This is a genomic window from Streptococcus mitis (genome assembly GCF_002096755.1).
Lineage (GTDB): Bacteria > Bacillota > Bacilli > Lactobacillales > Streptococcaceae > Streptococcus > Streptococcus mitis_AC.
Genome location: NZ_NCVF01000015.1, coordinates 1 through 18,119, shown reverse-complemented (window position 1 = coordinate 18,119; position 18,119 = coordinate 1). Strand labels below are relative to the sequence as shown.

Annotated in this window: 21 protein-coding genes and 1 tRNA gene; 15 read left to right on the top strand and 7 right to left on the bottom strand. The window is 36.6% G+C overall.

The features are described 5' to 3' along the window. Positions 1-3 precede the first annotated feature (3 nt). The 5 genes from B7700_RS00380 to B7700_RS00355 form a co-directional block, all read right to left on the bottom strand. Positions 4-468: a hypothetical protein gene (locus B7700_RS00380; protein ID WP_004256621.1), complete on the bottom strand. Its 465-nt coding sequence runs from the start codon at positions 466-468 to the stop codon at positions 4-6. A 33-nt stretch (positions 469-501) separates the two neighbouring features. Beyond that, positions 502-1,380, bottom strand: coding sequence for an N-acetylmuramoyl-L-alanine amidase family protein (locus B7700_RS11480; protein ID WP_419991872.1), 879 nt, complete (start codon positions 1,378-1,380; stop codon positions 502-504). Between the two features lie 237 nt (positions 1,381-1,617). Next, positions 1,618-2,205 carry a recombinase family protein gene (locus B7700_RS00370; RefSeq protein ID WP_049547096.1) on the bottom strand — a complete coding sequence of 196 codons (588 nt, stop codon included), beginning with the start codon at positions 2,203-2,205 and terminating at the stop codon, positions 1,618-1,620. Positions 2,206-2,634: 429 nt separating this feature from the next. Further along, positions 2,635-2,877: a type B 50S ribosomal protein L31 gene (locus B7700_RS00360; RefSeq protein ID WP_000710764.1), complete on the bottom strand. Its 243-nt coding sequence runs from the start codon at positions 2,875-2,877 to the stop codon at positions 2,635-2,637. A gap of 95 nt (positions 2,878-2,972) precedes the next feature. Beyond that, positions 2,973-3,908, bottom strand: coding sequence for a DHH family phosphoesterase (locus tag B7700_RS00355; RefSeq protein WP_084886386.1), 936 nt, complete (start codon positions 3,906-3,908; stop codon positions 2,973-2,975). A gap of 103 nt (positions 3,909-4,011) precedes the next feature. Here B7700_RS00355 and B7700_RS00350 point away from each other — a divergent pair, with 103 nt between their 5' ends. The 9 genes from B7700_RS00350 to B7700_RS00310 all read left to right on the top strand — a co-directional run bounded on the left by B7700_RS00350 (position 4,012) and on the right by B7700_RS00310 (position 8,760). Then, a complete protein-coding gene (locus B7700_RS00350; protein WP_001162125.1) occupies positions 4,012-4,455 on the top strand; it encodes a flavodoxin in 444 nt (147 codons plus the stop codon). Positions 4,456-4,570: 115 nt separating this feature from the next. Next, entirely contained in the window at positions 4,571-4,837 is a 267-nt protein-coding gene (locus B7700_RS00345) for a chorismate mutase (RefSeq protein ID WP_084886383.1), read from the top strand. Then, positions 4,834-5,208 carry a fluoride efflux transporter CrcB gene (crcB, locus tag B7700_RS00340; protein ID WP_084886381.1) on the top strand — a complete coding sequence of 125 codons (375 nt, stop codon included), beginning with the start codon at positions 4,834-4,836 and terminating at the stop codon, positions 5,206-5,208. The genes B7700_RS00345 and crcB (B7700_RS00340) overlap by 4 nt, the downstream gene beginning before the upstream one ends. Beyond that, positions 5,202-5,531, top strand: coding sequence for a fluoride efflux transporter CrcB (gene crcB, locus B7700_RS00335; protein ID WP_012972531.1), 330 nt, complete (start codon positions 5,202-5,204; stop codon positions 5,529-5,531). The genes crcB (B7700_RS00340) and crcB (B7700_RS00335) overlap by 7 nt, the downstream gene beginning before the upstream one ends. A gap of 118 nt (positions 5,532-5,649) precedes the next feature. After that, complete coding sequence (gene rplS, locus B7700_RS00330) at positions 5,650-5,997, top strand: 50S ribosomal protein L19 (protein WP_001068669.1); 348 nt, start codon at positions 5,650-5,652, stop codon at positions 5,995-5,997. Positions 5,998-6,039: 42 nt separating this feature from the next. After that, a tRNA-Arg gene (locus B7700_RS00325) sits at positions 6,040-6,111 on the top strand. Between the two features lie 646 nt (positions 6,112-6,757). Further along, positions 6,758-7,624: a helix-turn-helix domain-containing protein gene (locus tag B7700_RS00320; RefSeq protein ID WP_084886378.1), complete on the top strand. Its 867-nt coding sequence runs from the start codon at positions 6,758-6,760 to the stop codon at positions 7,622-7,624. Between the two features lie 231 nt (positions 7,625-7,855). After that, positions 7,856-8,413: a CYTH domain-containing protein gene (locus B7700_RS00315; protein WP_084886376.1), complete on the top strand. Its 558-nt coding sequence runs from the start codon at positions 7,856-7,858 to the stop codon at positions 8,411-8,413. 65 nt (positions 8,414-8,478) lie between these two features. Continuing rightward, positions 8,479-8,760, top strand: a complete 282-nt coding sequence (locus B7700_RS00310) for a hypothetical protein (protein ID WP_239682355.1) — start codon at positions 8,479-8,481, stop codon at positions 8,758-8,760. A gap of 236 nt (positions 8,761-8,996) precedes the next feature. Here the strand turns inward: B7700_RS00310 and yidA are convergent, their stop codons facing one another. Continuing rightward, entirely contained in the window at positions 8,997-9,803 is an 807-nt protein-coding gene (gene yidA, locus B7700_RS00305) for a sugar-phosphatase (RefSeq protein ID WP_084886373.1), read from the bottom strand. A 12-nt stretch (positions 9,804-9,815) separates the two neighbouring features. Continuing rightward, positions 9,816-11,120: an HD domain-containing protein gene (locus tag B7700_RS00300; RefSeq protein ID WP_084886370.1), complete on the bottom strand. Its 1,305-nt coding sequence runs from the start codon at positions 11,118-11,120 to the stop codon at positions 9,816-9,818. A 71-nt stretch (positions 11,121-11,191) separates the two neighbouring features. Between B7700_RS00300 and B7700_RS00295 the strand changes: the two genes are divergently transcribed. From B7700_RS00295 to B7700_RS00270, 6 genes are all read left to right on the top strand, one after another. After that, positions 11,192-11,569: a YwiB family protein gene (locus B7700_RS00295; protein ID WP_084886368.1), complete on the top strand. Its 378-nt coding sequence runs from the start codon at positions 11,192-11,194 to the stop codon at positions 11,567-11,569. A 90-nt stretch (positions 11,570-11,659) separates the two neighbouring features. Beyond that, entirely contained in the window at positions 11,660-11,992 is a 333-nt protein-coding gene (locus B7700_RS00290; protein WP_000402062.1) for a putative DNA-binding protein, read from the top strand. A gap of 2 nt (positions 11,993-11,994) precedes the next feature. Next, the gene (locus B7700_RS00285; RefSeq protein ID WP_060628105.1) at positions 11,995-12,210 is read left to right on the top strand and encodes a hypothetical protein; all 216 of its coding nucleotides are present in this window, start codon (positions 11,995-11,997) and stop codon (positions 12,208-12,210) included. 17 nt (positions 12,211-12,227) lie between these two features. Then, positions 12,228-13,799, top strand: coding sequence for a signal recognition particle protein (gene ffh, locus B7700_RS00280; protein WP_084886366.1), 1,572 nt, complete (start codon positions 12,228-12,230; stop codon positions 13,797-13,799). A gap of 107 nt (positions 13,800-13,906) precedes the next feature. Continuing rightward, positions 13,907-17,164 (top strand): helicase-related protein, encoded by a 3,258-nt coding sequence (locus tag B7700_RS00275; RefSeq protein ID WP_084886364.1) that lies wholly within the window; start codon positions 13,907-13,909, stop codon positions 17,162-17,164. Further along, on the top strand, positions 17,157-17,834 hold the full coding sequence (locus B7700_RS00270) for a DUF4391 domain-containing protein (RefSeq protein WP_084886361.1): 678 nt from the start codon (positions 17,157-17,159) through the stop codon (positions 17,832-17,834). The genes B7700_RS00275 and B7700_RS00270 overlap by 8 nt, the downstream gene beginning before the upstream one ends. Positions 17,835-18,119 lie beyond the last annotated feature (285 nt).

Genomic DNA, 18,119 nt, shown 5'->3' with positions numbered 1-18,119 from the left:
TATTTAATCTTGCAATTCTAAACCTTGGGCATCTTGGTGCCATTTGCTACCAGTTTTGGAAGTTAAAACTTGAATAGTAATTATAATATTCCAAATAGCATTTGCTAGTAAAACAACTGGCATTAAAATAGGAATGATAGCTAGCAGAGTTATTCCGATACGCTTGTATCCTTGTTTAGAATTTCCGATGTAAAAATCGTAGCCACCGAGTGCTCCTAAAAATAAGGCAAATAGGGCTGCGGCCAGTTTAGATTTATCACTCACTCCATTTGAATGTTGACTAGAGGTAGCTGGAGATGCGTTATCTATTTTTGAAACAATATACTCATCACCGTTTTGATAAAATTCTACGTAATCACCTACTTGTGGTTCAAAACCAAAACTTTTTCTTGAAATTGCAGTAAATTGGCCATTATCACCTTTTCCAACATAAACTGTTTCAGCTTCAATTTTTATAACTTTGTTCATATAATTATCTCCTTAATTTATTTCTATTTTATGTTATACCCACTCACCGTTGTAATTGACACGGTAGCCATCAGGTGTTGTCGTATTGATTGCCAATGCACCAGAGTTATAAGCATAGTACCATTTACCAGATACCTTCATCCAGCCAGTTTTCATAGCGCCTGAGTCTTGAAGATAGTACCAGCTACCGTTATCTTTGACCCAACCTGTCTTCATCGCACCTGAACCGTCGAGATAGTACCAGCTACCGTCTTTTACCCAGCCAGTTTGCATCCAGCCAGAGTTGTCAAAACGATACCAAACACCATTGATTTTTTCCCAGCCATTAGTTGTATAGGAACCGTCGGCGTGTTTGTACCACCAACGAGAACCAGATTGTAGCCAACTACCTGAGATATTAGAATTCGAACCTGATTGAGTTGTTGTGTTAGTATTTGAATTTGTAGAAGGATTTCCGATAGTCACATCTTTTCTAACTTTAAAGACACGTTTTCTTGTATCAGTTAAGTCACCGTAAGGCGAACCAGCTTCTCCAGACATCTCCAAAATATATGTTCCATCTGGAAATTGTTCTGAAACAAAAATATCACCTTTAAATTGATTGCTATAAAATAAAGGTTGTAAAAATTGATCACTGACATCTTTAGTTAAGCCACTAAAAATGACAGCATCGTGACTTTGGTACACAATTTTTCCGGTCGCTTTATCAATCAAAGTAACATTTCCCTTAGCAGCATTATCACCTCCATGTGGTAGTGGCTCTGAAAGTTTTCCTTCGAAGCTAAGTCCAAAATAATCAATTTCAACCTTTGTAATTGTTGCTTCTATTTGTTTTTCAGTACTCGTATTCTCGCTAGCTGATACTTGATTAGCTGTGATAACTCCAGTGCCAAGAAGTGATAGAGCTGAGATAGTTGCAAGTGTAAATTTTTTAGTTTGTTTGTGCATTCATTTGATACTCCCTATTTTTATTTGTTGTAAAGTAATCAGTTTGTCCTAAAATCTAGACTTTTTTGGACAAACTTGATAGAATGGTAGTGTAATAATAATCGGTCAAAATGCTGGATTTTAGAACCTTTTTTCTAACGAAAATAGTTCTAAAATAAAGTGTATTTCCTGTCCAAAAAATCCTAGGTTTTTTGACAGGAACTATGAATTTTTTATCCAATTATGAAAGGTGCTTTTTGATACTCCTAAGATGTCTGCACCTTCTCGTAAGGTTATTTCTTTTTTGGTATATTGAGCTATTACATCAGGGAGATTATCCGGGGCAATCAATTTTGGTCTACCGAATTTTTTCCCTTTTTTCTTTGCTTCTCGTATTCCTTCCATTTGTCTTTGTTTGATTTGTTCTCTTTCAAACTGTGCCACATAAGATAGAACTTGCAAAACGATATCGGATATTAGTTTTCCTGTGATATTGTCATCGCTGTTCTTTGTGTTTAATAAGGGGAAATCTAAAACAGTTATATTTACTTTCTTTTTCTTAGTAATTGCTTGCCATTGTTCTAAAATTTCATCATAGTTTCTTCCCAATCTATCAATTGATTTAATAACCAATTCATCATTCTCTTTCAAGGTAGTTAATAATTTTTGATATTCTATTCTGTCAAAATCTTTTCCTGAAACGTAATCAATAAAAATATTCTCTTTTGATAATTTATTTTCTACTAAGGCTGAAAATTGCCTATCAATATTTTGTTCTCTTGTAGATACTCGAACATAACCGTAACGCATAAGGCTACCACCTATCTTTTTATCTCTATTTTAGACAAAAAGAAAACTACCGCCCATAATGAGTGGTAGTTTGGTGTACTCTTTGCTACTGTATTTTTTTGCCAAGATTTTGTCTTGGATGCGTGAATAGTAGTGTTGGATAAAAAATCTTAAGGACTTAAAAATCCTTTTAAACCAACCTTTTTGATGTTTACAAAAATTAAAAACAGTATGTTCAATTTTTGCATGTTCATCATGGTGATTTACAGTTTCCTTTTTCAATTATTTTCTTTTTTATTTTATCAATTTTGGGGTTAAAAGTCTATTGTTTGTATAAATCCCCTTACATTAAATTACCGAAGAGATTTTCGAAGAGTACGAGTCTGGAACATGGAAACAGCAGTTGATTTCAAGAAACAAAAAAGAACAGCCGAAGCTGTCTTTTTATCATTATTTGAGACCGTATTTTTTGTTGAAACGATCCACGCGTCCATCTGCTTGAGTGAACTTTTGACGTCCAGTGTAGAATGGGTGTGAGTCTGATGAAATTTCCACACGGATCAATGGGTAAGTTTCGCCTTCGAACTCAACTGTTTCGTTAGAGCGTTTTGTTGAACCGCTAAGGAATTGGTAACCAGTAGTTGTGTCCATGAAGACAACTGGGCGATATTCTGGATGGATATCTTTTTTCATTTTGCAATATTTCCTTTCTGCCATGGTCTCTTTGCGAGCCATAGATTGTTACCTTACTAGTCTATCAGATTCTGAAAAGTTTGGCAAGTATTTTATCAGTTTTTAAGCAAGTTTTTTAACTTTTGGTAGATGATTTCGTTTTCTTCTAAACTATAGGAATTAGCTCCGCTTGCTAGAGGGTGGCCTCCACCATCATGTTCCTTGGCGATTTCATTGATAGGATGGATTTTACTGCGTAAGCGAACACGGTAGTGGCCATCAGCCTGCTCTACAAAAATTCCCCAGAGACTTACACTGTCAATGCGTCCAGGTGCACCGACAATGGCTGCAGTTTCAGCATCGGTAACATTGTATTGTTTCAAAACTTCCTGACTCAGGATAACGCGAGCGGCACCATTTTCATCCACTTCCAGATGGTCGTAGATGTAGCCTTGAAGTTTTGCAATTTTGTAGCTCATAGTGTCCATTTTGCGAGTGAGAGCCGCAAAGTCAAAGTTCTGTTCTCTTAGATAGGCAGCCAGACGAAGAGTCCGTGCAGTGGTAGAAGGGTAGAGGAAGCGACCTGTATCACCGACAATTCCTGCAAAGAGCAACTCAGCAGCGCGATCTGACAAGGCCAGTTGAGTTGTTTCTGCAAATAAGGTAATCATCTCGCTAGCGCTGCTTGAACTAGTATCCACCCAAGATAGGTCACCGTATACATCATCATTTGGATGGTGGTCAATCTTAATGAGAAATTCACCTTGACCATAGCGCTTATCATCGATACGAGCAGTATTAGCTGTATCACAGACGATGACAAGTGCGCCTTGATAGGCACTATCTTCAATAAGATCCATCTCAGCCATCCAAGTAAGAGTTGGTTCATCATAACCAACTGCTTTGATAGTTTTTTCTGGGAAATGATGTTTGAGAAGAGCTTTCAAGCCCACTTGACTTCCCAAGGCATCAGGGTCTGGTTTCATATGACGGTGAATGATAATCGTGTCGTATTCTTTGATTTTTTCTAAAATTTGATGGCAAATTTCCATAAATAACCTCAATTCTTTCTCATTTCATTGTAGCACAAGAATTTTTATTTTTAAAATGAAAAAGATGTGATATAATGGAGAAAGATAAATTGAGGAGGACGATATGGCATTAGCAAAAATTGTATTTGCCAGTATGACCGGTAATACCGAAGAAATTGCAGATATTGTAGCAGACAAATTACGTGACTTGGGCTTGGATGTCGATGTTGATGAATGTACAACTGTTGACGCTTCAGACTTCTTGGAAGCAGACATCGCTATCGTTGCGACCTACACTTATGGTGATGGAGAATTGCCAGATGAGATGATGGACTTCTACGAAGACCTAGCTGACCTCAACTTGAATGGCAAAATCTACGGAGTGGTCGGATCAGGAGATACCTTCTACGATGAATTCTGTAAGGCTGTCGATGACTTTGACCGCGTTTTTGTAGCGACAGGGGCAGAAAAAGGTTCAGAGTGTGTCAAAGTTGATCTCTCTGCTGAGGAAGAAGACATTGAGCGCTTGGAACAATTCGCAGAAGAATTGGCTGCTAAAGTAGGATAAGCATAAACGTGCGCTGATGCAATCAATCAGTGCAGTTTTCTTACCGTGACTTGGGATTTTACTAGCCTATTTGGTGGCTTTTTGATACAATAATTCAAATAAAGGAGGAGACTGTATGGATTTAGATAGTATTCGCCAAGAAATTGATCACATCGACGATCAAATTGTTAAACTTCTAGAAGAACGAATGCACTTAGTTGAAGGGGTTGTGGCTTATAAGAAAGCTTCGGGTAAACCGATTTTAGATACCAAGAGAGAAGCAATTATCTTTGAAAAGGTTAGAAGTCGTGTAGAGGACAAGCGCTATCAGGAGACTATTGTCTCGACTTTTTCGGACATACTCAAACGTTCGCGTGATTATCAGGATCAAAATATCAAATGAAAAAAGAGCAATTTTATCCGCTAGGAATTTTTCTAGCTGCTATGTTGGGTGGATTGGTTCGCTACCTGGTTTCTACTTGGTTACCAGCCAGTCCAGATTTCCCTTGGGGCATCCTTCTTGTTAACTATTTAGGCATTTTCTGCTTGGTGTATCTTGTTAAGGGCTATTTAGTCTATAAGGGAACCAGTAAAGGCGTTATTTTAGCACTGGGTACAGGTTTTTGTGGTGGTTTGACAACCTTTTCTAGTCTCATGCTTGATGCTGTGAAACTACTGGATACAGGGCGTTATCTTAGTTTAGTTATGTATTTGCTTTTGAGTATTGGTGGAGGTCTACTCTTGGCTTATTTTCTAGGGAGGAAGAAATGGTAATGGTCTATCTTGCAATTGCTTGTGGCTTCGGAGCTCTAGTACGTTATTTCTTTTCCCGCTATAATCAAGCATCTAAATTGCCACTCGGAACGCTCATAGCCAATCTTCTAGGTTGTTTTTTAATTGGATTATTCTACAATCATGTGGAATCTAAGGAAGTCTATGCTATTTTAGCGACGGGTTTTTGTGGAGGTTTAACAACCTTTTCTACCTTAAATGACGAACTCCAAAGACTGTTAAGTGATAAGAAGGTATTTTATTCTTATTTAGCTTTGACCTATCTAGGTGGTTTGGTTGCGATTTTTTTAGGAATTCTGCTATAAATTTCTTTACTTTTTTATGGAAATTTGGTAAACTGTATCTTGTGTGTAATGGACGCACAAAAATACAGTTTATCCGCTGAGGAAGGTTCCTCAAGATTGACAAAGATAGGAGAATAAAATGAATCCATTAATCCAAAGCTTGACTGAAGGTCAACTTCGTACAGATATCCCATCATTCCGTCCTGGTGACACTGTTCGTGTACACGCGAAAGTTGTCGAAGGTAACCGTGAACGTATCCAGATTTTTGAAGGTGTTGTTATCGCACGTAAAGGTGCTGGCATCTCAGAAAACTACACAGTTCGTAAAATCTCTAACGGTGTAGGTGTTGAGCGTATCTTCCCAATCCACACTCCACGTGTTGAAAAAATCGAAGTTGTTCGTTACGGTAAAGTACGTCGTGCGAAATTGTACTACTTGCGTGCACTTCAAGGTAAGGCAGCTCGTATCAAAGAAATCCGTCGTTAATTCGACTAAAAAACTCTGCTTTTTCAGCAGAGTTTTTATCTAGCTCCCTTAGTTCAATGGATATAACAACTCCCTCCTAAGGAGTAGTTGCAGGTTCGATTCCTGCAGGGGGCATTTTTAGTAATGTAAAGAAAGACAAAGAAAATTCAAAATGTTTATTTAAAGGCAATTATCACAAGTTCATTTTTAAAAATAATTTAGTATTTTGGTCAATGACTATAGAATAAAATGGATCATGAAAATGTCTTTGATTTATAGTAGTGTTAAAAAAGGACTTCCTTTATTGGAATGTCCTTATTTTTATTATGGAATTGACAAATGATGTTAAGGTTCAGATCTATGAACTCAGAAAGTAAGTACAAATCTTTAAACAGCTTTCAAAAAGATTTGGTATGGATGTTTCTGGCTAAGGTATGTGACAAGGTGAATTGATTGTTATGAAATAGAGAGCTTAAAAAATGGGGAAAATCGTTATTATTCCCCTGAATTTGATATGTTGTACAAGACTATTTCTGGTCTGTTAAATATATCAATAACAAAATTTAAACATGATAGTCTAATATCTAATCCATTTAAAGTGAATACGTTTATCAATCGTTTGAGTAAGAAAATCTCAAAAGAAGAAGGGATAGGTTTTCAAAGGTAACATATCTAGTCATTGCTTATATATAATTTGTATCTTTTGGTTTATTAATTTGTATTTAAAATTTAATCATGTTACAATTGAAATTGAAATCGAATAGAAAAGGAAAATGCAAACGTGGGTACACTATTAGCAACAAGATTAAAAAATAGACGAAAAGAATTAAAAATGTCTCAGCGAGAATTGGCTGAGGGGATATGTAAACAGGGACAGATTAGTCGATTAGAGAATGGAGAATTTACTCCAGGAGCAGACTTTTTATATGCTCTGTCCAAGAAGTTAAAAGTTAGTATGGATTATTTTTTTAATGAGCAAATTGAAGAGGAGATTGACGAGCTATCAGAGTTTAAGAAGTTAGCTCAGACATTTATCACAAATCGAAATTATGAGTCTTTGAAATATATATATGAACTAGAGAGTGTAAAAGTACATCGCTTGTCTTTAGTAGATAAGTTTTATATGGAGTGGATAAAATCTCTTATAGATTTTTATTTCTATGGGCAAAAAGAGGAGGCTGTGGCAAGATTGGAGAAGGTACTGTCTCAGTTAAGTGTACCTGACCTGACCTACCTTCAAGTTTCAAATACTCTATTTAATTTTTATTATGATATTGAAGATTTAGAGAGTTTTAATGAAATTCGAGAAAAGTTAGAGTATCAAGTAAATCAACTCAATTTAAAAACAATCGAAGAATTAAACCTTTCTATTAAATTTAATTATAATGTTTGTCGCTATCTATGGTTGCAGAATAATACTGAAGAAGCTATTACTAAAATCACAGATACGATAAAGCAATGTAAGACGTATAAAACAACATATCTTTTGGCTGATTTGTATGTATTGATGGGAAATGTCAGTAAGAATTTTTCTTCTAAAGTTGCAGTAAAAGATTACTTTGAAACGGCTTATTTCCTATATAAGCTTGAGGACAATATGTCAATGGCTCTTAAAATTGAGCATTATATTGCAGATATAACAGAATAGTAAAGACGATGTTCATAAGCATCGTTTTTTTAATCTAAAAAGATACAAATATGTATTTAACAAAAATAAATAAAGAATATTATAAAAACAATTGACATAATAACATCTAAGTGCTAAAATGAGTGCAAGAAAATATTAGGCTTTTTGTCCATAAAACATCTACAGAAACTTACTATAGACTGAGTGAATGTAAAGAGACTTCAGCCTTTGAAGAATTGAGAGGTAAAATGAATGAATGAATTAGAAGTTAGATTTGAACTCAACGATGAGAGGGATTATAATAATGCTATTTCATATTTAGAAAAATCTTATAAATTTAAGTGTGAAAATAAGCAAGTTGATAAATATTTTAAAACAAAAGGAAGAGAATTTGAAAATGATGAGGTAGGTAGCTTTATCTACAGAATTCGCCAAGAAGATGATAATAGAGCAAGTGTTTTTACAAGAAAAGATACGATAAAACAAGGAATGTGGAGTGAAAGTGAAATAGAGTTAGAATCTGAAAAATTAGAATTTGTAAGGAATATCTTGCAAGATGGATTTTCAAATATTTTCACAATAAGTAAACATAGAAAGACTTATCGTGATGCATTAGAAAATAAAACGATTAATCTAGATAAGATTGATGGTCTTGGATTTTATCTTGAGATAGAGATTTTAGGAGATTTTTCAAAAGAAGATTATAATAATTTTTATGAGAAAATGTGCGGAGAGTTCTCGTTTTTAAATTCAAAAATAGAAACAAAGGGCTATGTCCAATTAATGAGAGAAAAAAATGGACGTAATTAAAATTATCAAATAGTCTTGTTGGGATTGTTTACTCAATTGCTGGATTTGGAAGTTGTTATTCAATTTTGAGTGGATTAATTACAATAGCTTCTGTTTCGATTACAACAATACAGCAACAAGAAAGTACTGTGTATAATATTGGAAAGATACTTTCTAGTTCTTTTGTAATAGCTACCATTTTTGCACCTTTTGGAGGGATATTGGTCGCTTATTTTAATTGGCTTTTAAACCCGAGATTAAGTCTAGTTATTTTGGGATTACTAAGTAGTTTATTGCTTATTCTTATAAAGAGTTATGAAAAAAAGCTAACTAAGAAAAGAACTGCAATATTTATAAAGGAAGATTAGTGGATTAATTATCATTAGAAAAAATAATATTAATTCGTAGTAAAATAAAAAATTGAAAAAGGTTTTACATAATGTACTACCTTTTTCAGATTTAATAATTATTAAGGGGATAGAACTAGAAACCAAAAATACTAAATTTTAAACTGCACCCCATAAGTAAGATTTTTTCTGTCTAACTTTTGGGGTCAGTACATTATCTCTAACTTATGGAGTGCTTTTTCTATATTCAAATTATTTTACAGTACCCATGTTCGGATGGCATGGGCTACGCCGGATTCGTCATTTGTTTTAGTGATGTATTTGGCGATTTTTTTGATTTCTGGATTTCCATTTTCCATGACAACTGGGTTTCCAACGACTTCCAGCATGGCACGGTCATTTTCTTCGTCTCCGATTGCCATGGTTTCATCCTTGGTTAATCCTAGTTTTTCAGCTAGGTGAGTAATAGCTGAGCCCTTGTCTACATTCTTTTTAAGGAGTTCAAGGTAGAAAGGTGCAGATTTGTTGATAGAGTAGCGTTCGTAAAATTCTGCTGGAATCTTTTCAATGGCAGCATCGAGAATCTCAGGCTCATCGATAAACATACACTTGACGATTTCTTTATTGGCCATTTCTTCAGGTGTGCGGTAGAAGATAGGCATGCTGACGAGGGTTGATTCGTGCACTGTGTATTTTCCGATATTGCGATTGGCAGTGTAAATTCCATCCTTGGTAATAGCGTGCATGTGGACACCGAGTTTGCGACTGAGAAATTCCATATCCAGATAATCCTCATAGGTCAAGGATTCGCTGATAGTCTCATGTCCTGTAGCAGTTTCTTGGACAAGGGCACCGTTGAAGGTCACGACATAGTCCCCCTCGTCTCTCAACTGCAAGTCATCCAGAAGTTTGGCAACGCCTGCGATAGGACGGCCAGTTGCAATGACGACCTTGACACCAGCTTCTTTGGCATCTTGGATGGCAGAAAAGACTTCAGGAGTAATCTCCTTTTGGCTATTGACTAGGGTTCCGTCAATATCGACGGCGATTAGTTTAATACTCATAAATTTCCTCTTCTAGTTTTTATTTGGGGTAAAATGGTCGTTCTCAATCAAGTGTAAAAATTGCTGGGTAATGCTTGCGAAGATACTGTTTTGGTCCAACATTTCTTTTGGAAAATAAAAGCGATTATCTCCGTGGCGACTGCCTGCAAGAGATTGGACGATAGGAGACAGGCTAGAGAGTTCGGCCAGTTCTCCATTTTTTTGTAAAATCTCAATCTGTGTCCGTGGATTTTCAGATTCGGGACGATAGATATCATAAGGGAGGTCAAAGTTCTTATGAATGGCAGTATAGTAGTCGGGGTCAAAGCCGATGTCCTCAACCAATTTTCTCATGCTAGCGAGTTGGTCTTGATCTTCTTGTGAAAAAGTAATGGATTTAAAGACCTTGCGGTTGACAAAGCGTTGCGACAAATCTGCGAGAATCTTATCAGGACTGGTCATCCAGAGCTGGAAGTAGGTATTCATCACACCATCATCCAGAGCCAGATAGTCAGATAAGGTCACATTTTTTTCAAAGAAAGGCAGGAGATGTGGAGAAGTTCGTGCAAAGAAGTCCTTGTCTTCAGGATAGAGTTCCTTGGCGCGTTTGAGGAGATTCTGCAGGAGAACTTCCATGGCCCGTGTTGCAGGATGAAAATAAACCTGCATGTACATCTGGTAACGACTGAGGACGTAGTCTTCGATGGCGTGCATGCCATTACGCTGAAAGGAGATACCATTTTCGACAGGACGAATGACTCGGAGGATGCGAGTCAGGTCAAATTCCCCATAGGATGCTCCTGTAAAATAGGAGTCACGCAAGAGATAGTCCATGCGGTCCGCATCGATCTGACTGGAAATGAGTTGCACGACCTGCTTGTTAGGATAGGTATGGTCTATGACACTGGCAACCTTTTCTGGAAAATCTGGCGCCACTTGTAGCAGGACTTGGTGAATCTCCGTTTCAGGATTTTGGATAATCTCCTGAGTAATGGCTTCGTGGTCTGTATCAAAGAGATGTTCAAAAGTATGGGAGTAGGCACCATGCCCAAGGTCGTGTAAAAGAGCAGCGGTCATGGTCAAGAGAGACTCGGCAGGGTTCCATTCTTCTGGATATTTTTCTTCAAAAATCTCCGTGATGCGTCGTGCAATCTCATAAACTCCTAGACAATGAGAGAAGCGGCTGTGTTCTCCACCGTGGAAGGTATAACTGGAAGTTCCCAGTTGCTTGATGCGACGCAAGCGTTGAAATTCTTTTGTATTAATCAAGTCGTAGATGATTTGATTATTGACATGGATGTAGTTGTGAACTGGGTCACGGAATACTTTTTCGTTCATATGACCATTATAGCAAAAAGCTAGAGTTTTTGGTAAAATAGTAGGACAAGAGACAAGAAAGAGGACCTGATGTGAAGATTCGGATGCGAAATACGATTCAGTTTGATGAGCAGCTGGAAGTGATTGACCAGCTTTATGACGTGGAAGTGCATGAAAAGGGAGATTATAGCTACCTGCTTTTCTATAATGAGGAAAAGGAAAAAGTAGTTATTAAATTCCATAGTCAAGAACTGGTGATGAGCCGATTTTCCAATCCCAAAACCATTATGCGTTTTCTAAAGGATAGCGATAGTTTAGCCTATATTCCCACACCTATGGGCATGCAGGAGTTTATCATCCAAACGAGCCGTTATCAAGTTGATGGGCAAAAGATTGAACTAGATTATCAACTACAAAATCAAGAGGGACATCCCTTTGCCAGCTATCAATTGGAAATTACTTGGGGCTAGTCTCATGTCTTTTTCAAATTTAGCTAGCTATCTTCTTGGATTGGCTTCCTAGTGTGGTAGATTAGACTATTTTTTGGTATAATAAAAGTTATGGAAATCGAAAAAACCAATCGTATGAATGCGCTCTTTGAATTTTATGCGGCGCTTTTGACAGATAAGCAAATGAATTATATCGAGCTATACTACGCTGATGATTACAGCCTTGCTGAGATTGCCGAGGAGTTTGGTGTCAGTCGTCAGGCTGTCTATGATAATATCAAGCGGACAGAAAAGATTCTGGAAGATTATGAGATGAAATTGCACATGTACTCGGACTACATTGTTCGCAGTCAAATTTTTGATCAGATTTTGGAGCGTTATCCAGAGGATGCTTTTCTGCAAGAGCAAATTGAGATTTTGACCAGTATTGATAATAGGGAGTAATCATGGAAAATCTTGTTGTCTATAAAGGAATACCTTGCAAACTATTAGCTGCAGAGGAACCATTTCCTACAAGACTACAAATTCTCTCACCTGATTCTATTCCTCAAGCCCTTAAAGAAGGATTTAGCTGTTGGGGATATCCAAATGAAATCATTAAAGAAGTCACAACCGAAGAACTAGAGAGTTTGCAACATTTCGGACGATTTCCACTGAATTGAAAAAATAGGAGAAAATAATGGCATTTGAAAGTTTAACAGAACGTTTGCAGAACGTCTTTAAAAATCTACGTAAAAAAGGAAAAATCTCTGAATCTGATGTCCAAGAGGCAACCAAAGAAATTCGTTTGGCCTTGCTTGAGGCAGACGTTGCCTTGCCTGTTGTAAAGGACTTTATCAAGAAAGTTCGTGAGCGTGCAGTCGGGCATGAGGTCATTGATACCCTTAATCCTGCGCAACAAATTATTAAAATCGTTGATGAGGAATTGACGGCTGTTTTGGGTTCTGATACAGCTGAGATTATCAAGTCACCTAAGATTCCTACAATCATCATGATGGTTGGTTTGCAGGGGGCTGGTAAAACAACCTTTGCTGGTAAATTGGCCAACAAACTCAAGAAAGAAGAAAATGCTCGTCCATTGATGATTGCGGCGGATATTTACCGTCCTGCGGCTATTGACCAGTTGAAAACTCTGGGTCAACAGATTGATGTACCTGTTTTTGCACTTGGGACAGAGGTTCCAGCTGTGGAGATTGTACGTCAAGGTTTGGAACAAGCCCAAGCCAATCACAACGACTATGTCTTGATTGATACGGCAGGTCGTTTGCAGATTGATGAGCTTTTGATGAATGAGCTTCGCGATGTGAAAGCACTGGCTCAACCAAATGAAATTCTCCTTGTCGTTGATGCCATGATTGGTCAGGAAGCGGCCAATGTTGCGCGTGAGTTTAATGCTCAGTTAGAAGTAACTGGGGTTATCCTTACCAAGATTGATGGCGATACTCGTGGTGGTGCGGCTCTATCTGTTCGTCACATTACTGGAAAACCAATCAAGTTCACAGGTACAGGTGAAAAGATTACGGACATTGAAACCTTCCACCCAGACCGTATGTCAAGCCGTATCCTTGGTATGGGGGATATGCTCACTTTAATTGAGAAAGCTTCTCAGGAATACGATGAGCAAAAAGCCCTTGAAATGGCTGAGAAGATGCGTGAAAACACCTTTGATTTTAATGATTTCATCGATCAATTAGATCAGGTGCAAAACATGGGGCCGATGGAAGACTTGCTCAAGATGATTCCAGGTATGGCCAACAATCCAGCACTTCAAAACATGAAGGTGGATGAGCGCCAGATTGCGCGTAAACGTGCCATTGTGTCTTCCATGACACCTGAAGAACGTGAAAATCCAGATTTGCTAAATCCAAGCCGTCGCCGTCGTATCGCTACTGGTTCTGGAAATACTTTTGTCGAAGTCAATAAATTCATCAAAGACTTTAACCAAGCTAAACAGCTCATGCAGGGTGTTATGTCTGGTGATATGAACAAGATGATGAAGCAGATGGGAATCAATCCAAACAACCTTCCTAAAAATATGCCAAATATGGGAGGAATGGATATGTCTGCCCTTGAAGGCATGATGGGACAAGGTGGTATGCCTGACTTGTCAGCTCTCGGAGGGGCAGGAATGCCAGATATGAGCCAGATGTTTGGTGGCGGACTCAAAGGTAAAATCGGTGAATTTGCCATGAAACAGTCCATGAAACGCATGGCGAATAAAATGAAGAAAGCGAAGAAGAAACGTAAGTAAAACAAAGGAAGGCTGCAGAGCTTTCCTTTTTTGGAAAGAAGAAAAAGGTCTATTTTGAATCTGCAAAGAATGATATAATAGTAGAAATAGTCTAACAGGGAGGAATTATGGAAATTGATAATAGATCAATTCGTCTTGGAGATGAGTTAAAGAAAGAATTGAAATCAGAGAGCCGAGTCAAAATTGCAGCAGCAACCTTTTCAATGTTTGCTTATCAGCAGTTGAAAGAGGAATTGGAGAATATTGAAGAGTTAAAATTTATTTTCACAAATCCGACTTTTGTAACAGATGAAACCAAAACAGATTTCCGTGAATACACGATACCCAAAAAAGAACGGGAACAATCGATTTTTGGTGGAAAGTATGAACTGAAATTGATGAATGAGCTGACCCAAAAAGCGATTGCTCGTGAATGTGCTGATTGGATCCGAAGAAAAGCGCAATTTAAGTCTATTAATATTGAAACAGATGAAATGCCAAATGGTATTCGAATTGAAAATTCGGATGATGTAGTGGCGGTAGATCGTTTGAGAAACTTTGATCGCAAAGAATTAGGATATGAAGCTTCTCTATTTAAAACGAGTAGAAACCTCTATCATGCACCACTTAGTTTAAATTATTTAGATGAATTTGATAATCTTTGGGAAGAAGATGATTATTTTCGTGATGTTACTGAAGAGTTTTTGGAGAATTTAAACCTAGCTCACAAAGAACATTCACCTGAGTTTATTTACTATGTGATGCTATATAATTTATTCAATGAATTTTTAGAAGATATCAATGAAGACTTTTTACCAAATGAAGGGGTTGGTTATACAGAAAGTAAGATTTGGGGGCTGTTATATGATTTCCAAAAGGATGCAGTAAAATCGATCATTTCTAAATTAGAAAAATTTAATGGTTGTATTCTAGCGGATTCGGTTGGTCTAGGGAAGACTTATACAGCTTTAGCGGTCATGACTTATTATGCTTATCGAGGAAAACGTATTTTAGTACTTTGTCCTAAAAAGTTAGAAAATAACTGGAATATGTATCGTCATGATTATGTAAATAATCCAATTTATGATAGACATTTGCTTTATGACGTGCTTTATCATACAGACCTTAGTAGAGATAAAGGACACTCTAATGGAATTGATTTGTCCTTAAATAATTGGCATACTTATGATTTGGTTGTCATTGATGAGTCCCATAATTTTAGAAATGGAGGTTCTAGCGAAAATGACTTATACGAGGGGAGAGAAAATCGATACAGCCGTTTAATGAATCGAATCATAAAGTCTGGTGTTCCTACAAAGGTACTCATGCTATCAGCCACACCTGTTAATAATCGCTTTAATGATTTGAAAAATCAAATTGCTTTAGCCTATGAAGGTGATACGGATCAAATTGATAGTAAATTAGAAACCAAATCATCTATAAATGATATTTTCAGAAACGCTCAATCTGCTTATAATAAGTGGGCTGATCTACCTGCAGAAGAGAGAACAACAGATAAACTGCTATCTACATTAGATTTTGATTTCTTTAAAGTACTAGATAGTGTAACCATAGCTAGAAGTAGAAAACATATTCGCGAATTTTATGATAGAGAAGCCATTGGAGAGTTTCCACAGCGCTTAAAACCTCTTAATTTTGAACCTGATTTAACAGTTTCAAATCTTGGAATTACCTATAAAAAATTATACCACTTACTTGATAAACTGCAGTTGACTATCTATCAACCTTCAATACATATCTACCCATCAAAGAGAGCTAAATACGATAAAAGTAAAGAAGGAAAAATGGGGAATTTAACTCAGTTTGGTCGTGAATCTGGTATCAAAAAACTGATGATGATTAACCTGCTCAAACGTTTAGAAAGTTCTGTCGCAGCTTTTCGATATACTTTAATAGACGTTGTAAAAGATTATGTAGAAAAGACGTTACAGGCTATCGAGGAATATGAATTGACAGGTTTGGATCATTTATCTGTTGATCCTCATCTTAATGAAGATGATTTTGATTTGGAAGATAGTAATTTCGAGTTCTCTATTGGTAAGAAAAATCGGATTGCTCTACAAGATATGGATTATCGTAGTTGGAAGATCGAGTTAGAACAAGATTTTGCAGTATTGACAGAGTTAGAAAATCTAATTAGTAAAATAACACCACAAGAAGATCAAAAACTTCAGACTCTTTTTACCTTGATAGATGAGAAACTAACAAATCCAATCAATGCTGGCAATAAAAAGTTGATCATTTTCTCCGCATTTGCGACAACAACGAACTATCTTTATAAGCATATTAGTCAGTATGTCTTGGATAAGTATGGTCTCTACACTGCTCAGATTTCAGGTACAAAAGGTTTTGCAACAACTCTGGATACTAAAAATAAAGATCTCAATTCGTTACTAACTTATTTCTCTCCTAAATCAAAGTCTCGTGATGTTCTGTTTCCTGGTGATGAGAGTGAAATCGATCTTTTAATTGCAACAGATGTGATTTCTGAAGGGCAAAACTTACAAGATGCAGATATGATGGTTAATTACGATATCCATTGGAATCCTGTCCGTATTGTTCAACGATTTGGTCGTGTGGATCGAATTGGTAGTCGAAATAAATACATTCAATTGGTTAACTTTTGGCCGAACCTTGAGTTAGATGAGTATATCGATCTCAAGTCTAGGGTTGAATCTAGGATGAAGATTTCTGTCTTGACTTCAACAGCGGATGATAATGTTTTATCTAGTGAAGAAATAGAGGATAATAATTACCGAAGAAAACAATTAGAACGTCTTAGAGATGAAGTGGTCGATCTAGAGGAGATGAATGATGGTATTTCCATTATGGATTTAGGCTTAGAAGATTATCGTATGGACCTTCTTAAGTATTTGGAAGAACATCCTGAGTTGGAAAAAGTTCCGAAAGGATTGCAAGCTATTTTACCTGCCTCCAATAAAGAATCAGAAGGTGTCATTTTCGTCCTAAAAAACAAAGAACAGTTAAAAGGAAAAAATAATCAGAATCAGCTTCACCCATATTATATCCTCTACATCAATAGAAATGGAGAATTACTGTTATCTCCGTCTGAAAGCAAGAAAATATTGGAGCACCTCAGTAGCATTTGTCGGGGTCAAAGTAAACCATTGAGTCAGGTGGTAGACAAGTTCAATCGTCAAACAAAAGATGGTAAAGAAATGGTTGTTTATTCGGAATTGCTTCAAGAGGCAATCGATCAATTAATGGAACATAATCAGATTTCAACTATGGATGCCCTATTTAACTTTGGATCTGTTGACTTGATGAATACTAGCATCGAGGGAATGGATGATTTTGAGTTAATTTGTTTCTTCATATTGATGAAAGGGGATTCTGATGATTAAATTTCCATCCTATACAGCCTTATCAAGACCTCACATTCTATATCGGCCTCATAAAAAGGGTAATAGTGATTTTTTTGATAATCTTAATGTATCTGTGAAAGAAAAGAAAGATTTAAGAGAACAGATTAGAGCAATTCAAATTACGCATCAGATTGATACAAGTACCACTAATATTCTTGCTGGCAAAAAAGTGAAGCAAATCATGGTTTTAGAAATAGAACTCGAACAAATGGATGTTTCCTTAACTTTATTAGAACAGCTAGATATAAGATTAGGGATTTACACAGCCTTTGTTTTAAAATATCCACAAGGTAGAGAAGAACTTCTTATTCATTATAAAGAGCCATTAAGTCAAGAAAAGGATGGCAAGCACTTTAAGATTGTCCGTCGCTTTCAGACTCATGATGATGTAATCATTGACTTTGAGGGAAATGATTTAGATGATGTTTATGAGAGTCTTGTAAAAGAAACTGGTAAGAAAGAATTACAAGTTTTAGAAAAAAGTAATCTTAGAAACTCTATTGAACTCAGTGACCAATTCGATAAATTAGAAAAAAAGGCACAACAGTTAAAGAAAAAGATGTATTCTGAAAAATCAATGAGAAAACAAATGGAAACCAAAAGAGAATATCAGGCTACATTGAAAGAAATAGAAGCATTAAAGAAGTAAAATTGACTGTAAGTTTAGCTAAGTAAAATCAGAAATTGAGATTAGAGAACTCTTTTGATTTCAACCCCTATTTTTGATAGAATGAAGCTGTAATTTGTTAAAAATTAAGCATTACAAAGATAGGATAAGCCAACTTAATTTTTTATAAAATTAAAATTACAAAAGCTTGACAAAGCTAAGAAAGGATACTACCATGAGCACAGCACAGCACAGCACAGCACAGCACAGCACAGCACAGCACAGCACAGCACAGCACAGCACAGCACAGCACAGCACAGCACAGCA